Here is a 9376-nt window from a genome sequence, read left to right as displayed (position 1 = left end):
GGGCCGCCGCTACAACAGGGAAAATTCGACGATGGCGCCGCCGGCCTTCGGGTCGCAGGTGAGCGTGGAGGTCGTCGCGCCGTGGTCGAACTCCAGCGGCAGGCGGACCGTGGTGGTGTGGTCGCCGTTGGCGATTTCCTCAGGCACGCCGTGCGAGCGGTAAGGCCCCCAGTTCTGCTCGATCAAGGCGTCCCACATCGGCTCCATCTGCTGCGAGTTGGACTGCAGCGCGGCGTCCAGGTAGCGGCGGGCGCCGTCGTGATCGTGGCGGGCGAGGGCCTCGATCGTGGCGATGGATTTGCCCGAACAGCTGACCGGCACCGCCTGCGCATGCGCCTGGACGGCGAACGCGGCGAACGGGAGGAGTAACGGGAGGGCCAGAGGGTAGGTGCGCATGTTCATGGGTATCCCTGGACGATGGGGTGGGTGCGTGCCGAGGTGCCGGCGAGCGTCGCCTCGGCAGTGGGTTCCGGAGCGTCTTGCGCAAAGGCATTGCCGGTGTCCAGCCGCGCGGATGGCGTCTGCGCCAACCGGCCTGCTGCGGCGGGTGCCGGCGCGGCATAACGCCAGTGCCAGGGCTCGAACGCGATGCCCTGGGGATTGCCGGCCGGGTAGGACAGCACGAAGCCGTATTCGACGGCGTGGCGCACTAGCCAGTCGTAGGCCGGCGTGCGTGCGAACGCCGCGTCGGCCGCCGGCATGCCGGGTGTGGTGAGGTCCAGTGCACGGCCGCTGTGGTGTTCGCTGTAACCGGGCAGGGCATTGACCTGCAAGACCGAGGCGAGCGGCTGGCCGCGATCGAGCTTGCGGCGCAACAGGCGGCGTTGATGCTCGAAGCTGCGAAAGCCGGACACGACTTCCAGGACAACCCCATCGCGGGCCGCAGCCGCGACCATGGCGCGCATGGCGGTCGCGGCCCGGGGCGCCAGCTGCAGCGGGCGGCCGTAGACGTCCCGCCCGACGTGCACCAGCGTCGGCGCCTCGGGCTGCAGGGCCCAGCCGTGTGCGGCCGCATAGCCGGGGGCGGCGCCCAGGCGTGCCGCGACGTGCATCGCCCGCTGGACGTAGTGGGGCGATCGTGCCGGCGCTGCGGCACGGGCGTAGGCAGCGGTGGTCCACAGTGCCCAGGCCAGGACCAGCGACGCCACCCGGCCACTTCGCAGATCCGCGCACATGGTCAGGCCTTGCCGGGGGTGAAGGTCCAACGGATGGTCATGGTGGCGGGGACATCGCCCGCCTCGACCTGGCGGGTCTGCTGGCCGCTCTGCGGACCCTTGCCGGTCCAGCGCAGGGCATCCAGGGAAACGTCGGGGATGGTGACTTTTGCCGTGTCCGTGGTGCCGTCGGCGTCGGTGGTCTGCTCGTCCACGGTCAGGCCCGGCAACTTCAGTTCCAGCATCCGGGTGTCGCCGTTCCACTTGGCGCTGGCACGGGGCACGCTGTCCAGCGCCATGCCGGCGGCACAGTCCCGGTTTCCCTCGCCGTGGCGCTTCTGCGAGCCGGTGACGTAGCCGCCGTAGCCCTCGCCGGCATCGATCGTGCGGAAGTGGGTGGTGCCCTGCGTGAGGGCGTGCAGCGAGCACCGCGGGTCGGTGGCGTTGATCGTCCAGTTGCCGAGGCCGTGGTTGCTCAGCTTCGCCTTCGCTTTCGTGGCGCCTTCGAGCACGCCCGGATGGTTGTGCTTCATATCGGCCGACAGCTTCATTATGGCCGCCGTCATGCAGGCCTCGTCCTCGCCGCAGGTGGCCATGGCTTGCTGGATCGCCGGGGTCATGAGCTGCCGCGCAGGGGCGGTCTGTTCGATCATCTGTTGGGCGTTGTCCACGCCCGTCACCGTGCCCTGCGTGCCCTTCAAGTGCACGGTGCCGTCCAGGTGACGCTGCACGGTGGTGTCGCGGAAGGTGCCGAGCTTGGCATTGCCCTGGTGGGCGTGCCCGCGGATGTCGATGGAGTAGACCAGCGTGGCCGGGCTCTCCTTCATGTCATAGGGCGAGATGTCGCCGGCCGCGCCCGGTGGCGACAGGGCCAGGCCGGTGGTGGCGGCGAGGCAGGCGACGATCAGATGGCCGGGCCGCCATGCGGCGGCGCGATGGAGGGCGTGCTGGTGGGTCATGTCCGGAGGCCTGGCTGTGTTGCGGGACGCACCGCCGATCGCGGCGTACCCGTATCGCAACCGATCCATGCCGGCGCAGGCTTGATGCCCCTCTGAGGGGATCGTTACGAATCCTTACTTGTAAGTAGGATCAATGACTTGTGGTATCCGACGTGGCGCTTCGCCGACCCCCGACGGGGGGCGCTCCCTACAGCCGTCGTGCGGTGATGCCGCCCCCGGCGAGCTGTGACTGCACGCTGTCCGGGCCGGCCAGGTGGGCTGCGCCGACCGCAATGAAGACGGTTCCGGGATGCTGCAGCATGTCGATGATGCGTTTGGCCCAGGCTTTGTTGCGCTCTACCAGCAGGCGCTGGTAGAGCTCGGGCGTCTCGCGACGCATCAGGTCGTTTTCCAGCCGGGCGAGCGCGGCGTCGTCGCCTTCTTTCCAGGCCCGGATGATGGCGGCCAGGTCCGCGGTGGCGCGGTCGGTATCGCGCAAGGTCGAGCGCAGCATCGCCAGTTGCATGGTCTGGGGCATGTCGGCCAGGAAGCGGATCTGTTGCTCGGCCGTCTCCAGCCCGCGCACCGGTTTGCCCGCCTTTTCCATCGTCGCGCGCAGCTGTTTGTCGACGCCCTGGGCGGGGTCGAGCCCCGCCTTGGTCAGCGGTGCGACGGTGAGGGTGAGCGCGGCCAGCCACGGCCGCATCATGTTCAGCGCAGCGACGCCGCCGGGAATGTCGGCCAGTCGCGCGGCGCGTTCCAGCCGTCCACGGTCGAACGGCGTGAGCAGGTCGGAAAGCGAGTGGGTTATGTCCATGCCGTAGCGCATCACCAGCGCCGCCATGTTGGCCTGGTCGTCGTCGACGATCTCCACGTACAGCACCTGGCTGTCGTCCAGTGCCTTGTCCAGCGCGGCGAAGTGCCAGTCGGCGTCGTGCGGCAGCAGGTGCACCGTGCCGAACAGGTAGATCGTGGTGTCCTGGTCCTTGATCGCCCAGAGCGCCGGGTGGGCCTGGGCAGGCGCCGCGATGGCGAGCGCGAGCATCAGCGCGGCAGACCGCGTGTACCCTCCCGCCCGGGATCGCCGACGTTGCCGCAGAGCCCGGCAACGGGCGAAGTCGAGCGCGGCAAGCAGGCTGGCGAGGCGATGTTTCATGGGCATTCGTCTGGTCGGTTCCGGGGGCCACTATCCGTGCGCGCCGAGGGCGCTTCAAGCGTCGCTGCCCGCGCTGCGGGTTCATGGTTGATCGATGGGCACCTTGGCCAGGGCGGCAAGGGCGGTCGCGCGAAGCGAGGCCAGCCGCGCCTGCGCGCGCCGTGCGCCGGCGGCATCGCCGTGGCGTTTGGCCCAGGCGATATACAGGCGCAACGTATCGGCAGTGGCGTCGGGCGACTCGACATCAAAGTCGCCCAGCCAGGCCTGTGCCGCGGCGTCCTCGTGCCTGGCCAACGCCAGCTGGAGTGCAAGGGCGTGAAGGAAGTCGCGCGATGCGCCTGGACTGTGCGCGGCGGCGGCGAATGCCTCTTGCATGCCCTTGTGGTCGCCGCGCGCAGCGTTCGCCAGTGTCTGCACCACGGCTCGGTTGAAGTGCGCCCCGGACGGATCAGGCAGGTGTCGCGCCATCGCTTCGACGCGGCGCTCGATGCCGGCGAGCGATGCCGGCTCCACCGCGATCGCGACGAAGGCCTCGATCACGCTGCTCTGGAGCGCGTCCTCCGGCCCCTGCGCCGGATCGATCAGGGCACTGGCCTGGCGGCTGAGCGCCAGCGCCTTGGTCGGATGCCCGCTGAAATACTCGCCGCCTGCGCTCATGTCGAGCAGGCGGGCCTGCATGAAGGCATTGTCCTGCGCTCGTGCCAGTCGTGTGGCCGTGTCGACGAGCGGCCGCAGTTCCTCATAGGCGCCAAGGTCGTAGAGCGCGGTCGTCAGCAGATTGGCGGTGGCGACCTGCAGTGGGGCGTCGTGATGCTGGCTGGACCAGTTCCACGTGCGTGCCAGCAGTGGCACGCCTTCCAGTGGATGGTCGCTGTTGGAGAGCGCGTAGGCGAGGTTGAAACTGGCGATGGCGCTGGAGCGCTCCCTGCCCAGGGCCTCGTCGGCCGCCAGCTCCGCTCGGGCCGCGGCAATCGCGGCGGGGGTATCGCCCCTGGCGTCCGCGATGTAACCCGCCGTGTTGTGCAGCAAGGGCTCCAGCCCGCGGATGGTGCCTTGCGTGACGAGCGCGCGTGCCTGTGCGTGCTCCTGCAGTGCGAGCGTGGTCTGTTTCAGGCGCGCGCGGATGTTGGCGCTGGCCAACAGCGCACGCGCCAGCAACTCGTCGTCTTCGGCCTCGCGCGCGGTGGTCATGGCCTGACCTGCGATCTTCAGCGCGACCGTGTTCTGGTGCCGGTGGTCGGCCTGATTCACCTGCGCGATCAGTACACGCGCGGCCATCGCGGGCTGATGCTGGCGCTGGGCCTCGACAAGCACGGCGGCATAACCGGCGTCGGCATCGTCGGGCTGGTCCGTGTTGGCCTGGGCCTGGGCCAACTGGAAGCGACCGGGCAGGAAGTCCGGCGCGCCGCTGGCCAGCACAACGAAATAGGGCTTGGCGTCGAGCCAGTCGCCATGCATCGCCAGGTCCATGCCGCGCGCGAACGTGGCGGCCAGGTAGGCGTCTTCGGGCGTGGACTTGAAGGGCGAGGCGGCGGGTGGGTCGAGTTTCAGCTCGCGGCGCAGGCGAGCGGTCGCGTTGACGCCGAGCACGGCCGGATCGCTGCCGCTCAGGACGAAGGTCGCGGGCGCATGTCCGTTACCGGTATCGATCCGTAGCGTGAGCTGGTAAAGCTTGTCGGCCAGCTGGGTCAGGCGACCGCCCACCAGTACGTCGGCACCGGTGACGTAGCGCACGTGTGCGGCATGGTCACGGCCTTGCGGTGGCGTGTAGGTCCAGGCGCGCGCAGCCTCCAGCGGATCGACCACGTCGATGTCGCGGCTGGTGCCCAGCAGGCTTGCGACCAGCCCGGACAGGCCGCGCGTGGTCCAGTCCAGCGAGTGGTTGCCGGTACCGTTTTCTATCGGCAGCAACGCAAGGCGCTGCTTCGGTGGTGCGGGTGGAGCGAAGCTGCGCGGGACGATCCAGATCGACAGCAGGCCGGCCAGAACCAGCGCACCAAGGGCGAACCAGAGCCTGCGCCGGCGCACCGGCCGTGGCGTGACGTCGAGGGGCGCCGAAGGGCGCTCGGGATCGACGTGGACCGGCTGGTCATGGCCCGTAGTGACCGGGGCAACCCATTGCAGGCCGCGGCCGTAGACGGTGCGGATGACCGCCTGCCGGTCGCCATCGTCGTCGAGCGCGCGGCGGGCCTTGTAGAGCAACTGACTGAGCGCCGCGTCGGTGATCGGGCGGTGACCCCACAGGGCGGTGACGACCTCCTGTTTGCCGACGGCACGGTCGCGGTTCTCCACCAGCAGCAGGATCAGGTCGAAAACCTTCGCTTCCAGGTCGACCGGTTCTCCGTTGCGCAGCAGGCGCCGGCAGGCGGGCACGATCGTGTACTCGCCGCATTGCCATGACACCTGGTTTGGCCCCTCTCCCTGCATCGTGCCGCGTCTCTTTCCCTGCGGTTCCCCGCCCGGAGGTTTACCACATTCGCGCAGGGGGTTCAGCGCCGCGCGGCGTCCCGCGGCACGTGCAGCAACTGGTCGACCAGCCGGTCGACCTGCGCTTCCGCGGCGGCCAGCGGCCGGGCCAGGGATTCGCTACCGAACTCGCCGTACTCCGCGGCCACCTGGTGCATGCGCCCGATGCGCCGCGACGAACTGGCAACGCTGGCGGCCTGGCTGCAGGCGGAAATGAGTGGTGCCGCGGACGCGCCTAGCGCGGCACGCGGTAGCCGCCCGGCACGCCGCGGGGGCTGAGCGTGAGCTGCCACAGCTGGTCGCGCCGGCTGCGGAACACGGCGGCGGAGACGGCCAGGTAGTAGTGCCACATGCGGCGGAAGCGCTCGTCGTAGTGATGCGACAGCGCCGGCCACGCGGCGTCGAAATTGGCGCGCCACGCGGTCAGCGTCTTGTCGTAGTCGGCGCCGAAGTTGTGCCAGTCCTCGACCACGAACAGGCCCTCGAGTGCGCTGGCGGTCTGGCTCATCGCCGGGATCATGGAGTTGGGGAAAATGTACTTCTCGATCCACGGATCCGGCCGCGAGGGTGCGCCGTTGCTGCCGATGCAGTGCAGCAGGAACAGGCCTTCCTCGCGCAGGCAGCGCCGTGCCACCTCGAAGTAGCTGCGATAGTTGAGCGCGCCCACGTGCTCGAACATGCCGATCGACATGATCGCGTCGAACGGCTCGTCCAGTTCGCGGTAGTCCTGCAGGCGGATCTCCACCGGCAGCCCGGCGCACAGCGCCTGCGCGTAGGCGGCCTGTTCCTGCGAGACGGTGATGCCCACGCCCTCGATGCCGTACTTCTGTGCCGCGTACTTCAGTGCCTCGCCCCAGCCGCAGCCGATGTCGAGCACGCGCTGACCGGGCTTGAGCCGCAGCTTGCGGCAGATCAGGTCGAGCTTGGCGACCTGGGCGTCGTCCAGGTTGTCCGCCTCGGCCCAGTAGCCGCAGGAATACACCAGCCGATCGCCCAGCATCGCCTGGAACAGGTCGTTGCCCAGGTCGTAGTGCGCCTTGCCGATCTCGAAGGCGTGTTCGCCGCGCTGCAGGTTGACGAAGCGTGCCTTCAGGTGGGCGATCAGCGTGTCGAGGGTTTTCAGTTCCTCGTCGATCTGCGCGCGCAGCAGGCGGGTGAACAGGCCGGGCAGGTCGGCGCTGTCCCACCAGCCGTCCATGTAGGCCTCGCCCAGCCCCAGCGAGCCGTGCGCGAACACGCGGGCGTAGAGACGATCGTCATGCACGCACACATCGCAGGGTGGCTTGTCGGCGGCACGCACACCGGCCAGTGCGAGCAGGTCGATGGCGCGTTGCTTGAGGGACTGCTGGCGGAAGGGCATTACAACGCTCCTTCAAATGGCGGCACGCCTCACTGCGCGCCCAGAACTCCAAAGCGTATGGTCGAGGTTGCATACACCGCGTGGATGCCCGCTTCACGCACGTGCGCGAGCAGGGCATCGGCGTGCGCCGGCGCGAGCAGGAATTCGACCTTCACCGGCAGGTCGTCGGCGAGGTCGAAGAAGGCTTCCTCGTGCAGCACGCCGTGGCGGCCGAAGCCTGCGGTGGCGCGAAAGACCGAGCCGCCGCCGATGCCCAGCCGCCTGGCCTGCTCCAGCAGCCATTCGGACAGCAATCGGCCGTCGTGGCGCGCGCGCAGGTGGACGTAGAAGCACAGCTGCACGCCTTCGGTGGTCATGTCGCTCACGGTGTGCCTCCTAGAGGGCGCGCAACAGGCCGCGCGCAATGACGATGCCGAGCAGGGTCAGGGCGATCGATCCGACCAGGTGCACCAGCAGGTGGCCGGCGAACCACAGATATTGCTGGCGCAACAGCAAGGTGGAGGATTCGGCCGAGAACGTGGAGAAGGTCGTCAGGCCGCCCAGGAAACCGGTGAACACGAACAGGCGCAGTTCCGGCGGCAGCGTCTGGAAATGGTCCCACACGCCCATCGCGCCGCCCATCAGCAGGCCGCCGAGCAGGTTGGCGGCCAGCGTGCCGGGCGGCAGCGTGGGAAAGACATGGTTGAGCAGGCTGCCGAGCAGCCAGCGCAGCCAGCAGCCGAGCGCGCCGCCGAAGCCGATCGCAAGGAATCCGGTGTAGCCCACGAGAGCGCCTCCCTGAAAGGTCGAAATCCGGACCTCTGCGCCGCGGGCACGCGCCCGCACCCGGAGCGTCCGGTGTGCAGGCATCATCAACCCCTCGGTCGGGGCGGTTCGTTCCGCGAGGAACGGGAGGCATGCCATCTCCCATCCGGCGGATGCTAGCCGATGGCCGCGTGCCAGGCCATCGCTTCCGGCCTGGGGCAACTCGGAGCCCGTGGCATACTCGCCACCGCTCCCCCGGCGCCATCCGATGACCCCTCCTCCCCCCATCCGGCGCAGCCTGCCCTGGCTGCTGGCCGCGCTGTCGATGATCGGCCCGTTCTCGATCGATGCCGTGTTTCCGGCTTTCCCGCTGATCGGCGCGCGCTTCGCCGTGGACGAGGTCGCGCTGCAGCAGTTGATCAGCGTCTACCTGCTGACGTATGCGGTGATGAGCCTGTTCCATGGCGCGATCTCCGATGCGGCCGGACGCAAGCCGGTGATCGTGGCGGGCATGCTCGGGTATGCGCTGGCCTCGGCCGGTGCGGCGCTGTCGACCTCCTTCGGCATGCTGCTGGTGTGCCGTGGCATCCAGGGTGCGTGCGCCGGTGCCGGCCTGGTGGTCGGCCGCGCGGTGATCCGCGACAGCCTCGAAGGCGAGGCGGCACAGCGGCTGATGTCGCAGGTCATGATGATCTTCGGCGTGGCGCCGGTGATCGCGCCGATGGTGGGTGCACAGCTGCTCGGGCTCGGGGGCTGGCACGGCATCTTCTGGGTGCTGACCGGCTTCACGCTGATGCTGGCGGGGCTGCTGCTCTGGCAACTGGAGGAAACGCACCCGCCGGCGGCGCGCAGTCGTTTCGCGTTCAAGCCGTTGCTTGCCGGCTACATCGCGTTCGGGCGCGACCGGCCGTTCTGGCCGCTGCTGGTCTCCTCTTCGGTCAACTTCGCCGGGTTGTTCCTGTTCATTGCCTCGGCGCCACGGATCATCCGCGAGCTGCTGGGCCTTTCGGCGCAGGGTTTCCCCTGGCTGTTCGTCCCGGTGGTGATCGGGCTGGTGGGCGGCGCCTGGGTATCGGGCCGGCTGGCCGGCCGCCGCGGCGTGGGCTTCACCGTGAACCTCGGCTATGCGGTGATGTTGCTGGCCTGCGCGCTGCACGTGGTCCTCGCCATCGGGTTTCCACAGCCGCGGCTGCCCTGGTCGATGCTGCCGCTGGTGCTGCACGGCGTGGGCGTGCAGCTGGCATTCCCGACGCTGACGCTGCTGTTGCTGGATCGCTTTCCACACAAGCGCGGCGGCATCTCCTCGGTGCAGGCCTTCGCCAGCCTGCTGCTCAACGGCGCCGTGGCGGGCGTGCTTTCGCCGCTGCTTTCGGGCAGCCTCCTGCACCTGGCGCTGGGGGCGAGCGTGCTGACGGTGATCGGTGCGTTGTCGTGGCGCTGGTATCGACGCGTCACCCGGGAGCCGCGGACGCCGCCGCCGCGGGACGTTGCGCTGCAGGCGCAGATCGCCGAACCTCGCTGATCGCCGCGGGCGTGTCCGCGGACACCGGCGCCAGCG

The 9376-nt window shown here is 69.3% G+C and carries 10 protein-coding genes and 1 riboswitch; of the genes, 1 reads left to right on the top strand and 9 read right to left on the bottom strand.

Annotation, left to right across the window (positions count from 1 at the left end):
• Positions 1-9: 9 nt before the first annotated feature.
• The 9 genes from ACFWZ3_RS03835 to crcB all read right to left on the bottom strand — a co-directional run bounded on the left by ACFWZ3_RS03835 (position 10) and on the right by crcB (position 7839).
• Entirely contained in the window at positions 10-396 is a 387-nt protein-coding gene (locus tag ACFWZ3_RS03835; RefSeq protein WP_439706458.1) for a hypothetical protein, read from the bottom strand.
• 2 nt (positions 397-398) lie between these two features.
• The gene (locus ACFWZ3_RS03830; RefSeq protein ID WP_439706457.1) at positions 399-1148 is read right to left on the bottom strand and encodes a M15 family metallopeptidase; all 750 of its coding nucleotides are present in this window, start codon (positions 1146-1148) and stop codon (positions 399-401) included.
• A 29-nt stretch (positions 1149-1177) separates the two neighbouring features.
• Positions 1178-2113, bottom strand: a complete 936-nt coding sequence (locus ACFWZ3_RS03825; RefSeq protein WP_439706456.1) for a hypothetical protein — start codon at positions 2111-2113, stop codon at positions 1178-1180.
• 187 nt (positions 2114-2300) lie between these two features.
• Positions 2301-3248, bottom strand: coding sequence for a TraB/GumN family protein (locus ACFWZ3_RS03820; protein ID WP_439706455.1), 948 nt, complete (start codon positions 3246-3248; stop codon positions 2301-2303).
• An 81-nt stretch (positions 3249-3329) separates the two neighbouring features.
• Positions 3330-5651, bottom strand: a complete 2322-nt coding sequence (locus ACFWZ3_RS03815) for a winged helix-turn-helix domain-containing protein (RefSeq protein WP_439706454.1) — start codon at positions 5649-5651, stop codon at positions 3330-3332.
• A gap of 86 nt (positions 5652-5737) precedes the next feature.
• Positions 5738-5872 (bottom strand): hypothetical protein, encoded by a 135-nt coding sequence (locus ACFWZ3_RS03810; protein ID WP_439706453.1) that lies wholly within the window; start codon positions 5870-5872, stop codon positions 5738-5740.
• A 77-nt stretch (positions 5873-5949) separates the two neighbouring features.
• On the bottom strand, positions 5950-7074 hold the full coding sequence (cfa, locus tag ACFWZ3_RS03805) for a cyclopropane fatty acyl phospholipid synthase (protein WP_439706452.1): 1125 nt from the start codon (positions 7072-7074) through the stop codon (positions 5950-5952).
• Positions 7075-7103: 29 nt separating this feature from the next.
• Positions 7104-7430, bottom strand: coding sequence for a DUF190 domain-containing protein (locus tag ACFWZ3_RS03800; RefSeq protein ID WP_439706598.1), 327 nt, complete (start codon positions 7428-7430; stop codon positions 7104-7106).
• A gap of 19 nt (positions 7431-7449) precedes the next feature.
• A complete protein-coding gene (gene crcB / locus ACFWZ3_RS03795; RefSeq protein WP_439706451.1) occupies positions 7450-7839 on the bottom strand; it encodes a fluoride efflux transporter CrcB in 390 nt (129 codons plus the stop codon).
• A 70-nt stretch (positions 7840-7909) separates the two neighbouring features.
• Positions 7910-7990: riboswitch (Fluoride riboswitch) on the bottom strand.
• Between the two features lie 96 nt (positions 7991-8086).
• Here crcB and ACFWZ3_RS03790 point away from each other — a divergent pair.
• Complete coding sequence (locus ACFWZ3_RS03790) at positions 8087-9340, top strand: multidrug effflux MFS transporter (RefSeq protein WP_439706450.1); 1254 nt, start codon at positions 8087-8089, stop codon at positions 9338-9340.
• Positions 9341-9376: the final 36 nt, after the last annotated feature.

Origin of the sequence: Frateuria sp. GZRR35 (assembly GCF_051900415.1) — a bacterium.
GTDB lineage: Bacteria > Pseudomonadota > Gammaproteobacteria > Xanthomonadales > Rhodanobacteraceae > Frateuria_A.
The sequence above is the reverse complement of the archived record's forward strand: the minus strand, read 5'-3'. Positions and strand labels throughout refer to the sequence as shown.

Coding starts and splice junctions, on each gene's coding strand:
- ACFWZ3_RS03835 (WP_439706458.1), bottom strand. CDS start 396: ATGCGCACCTACCCTCTGGCCCTCCCGTTACTCCTCCCGTTCGCCGCG.
- cfa (WP_439706452.1), bottom strand. CDS start 7,074: ATGCCCTTCCGCCAGCAGTCCCTCAAGCAACGCGCCATCGACCTGCTC.
- ACFWZ3_RS03825 (WP_439706456.1), bottom strand. CDS start 2,113: ATGACCCACCAGCACGCCCTCCATCGCGCCGCCGCATGGCGGCCCGGC.
- ACFWZ3_RS03810 (WP_439706453.1), bottom strand. CDS start 5,872: ATGCACCAGGTGGCCGCGGAGTACGGCGAGTTCGGTAGCGAATCCCTG.
- ACFWZ3_RS03790 (WP_439706450.1), top strand. CDS start 8,087: ATGACCCCTCCTCCCCCCATCCGGCGCAGCCTGCCCTGGCTGCTGGCC.
- ACFWZ3_RS03820 (WP_439706455.1), bottom strand. CDS start 3,248: ATGAAACATCGCCTCGCCAGCCTGCTTGCCGCGCTCGACTTCGCCCGT.
- ACFWZ3_RS03800 (WP_439706598.1), bottom strand. CDS start 7,430: ATGACCACCGAAGGCGTGCAGCTGTGCTTCTACGTCCACCTGCGCGCG.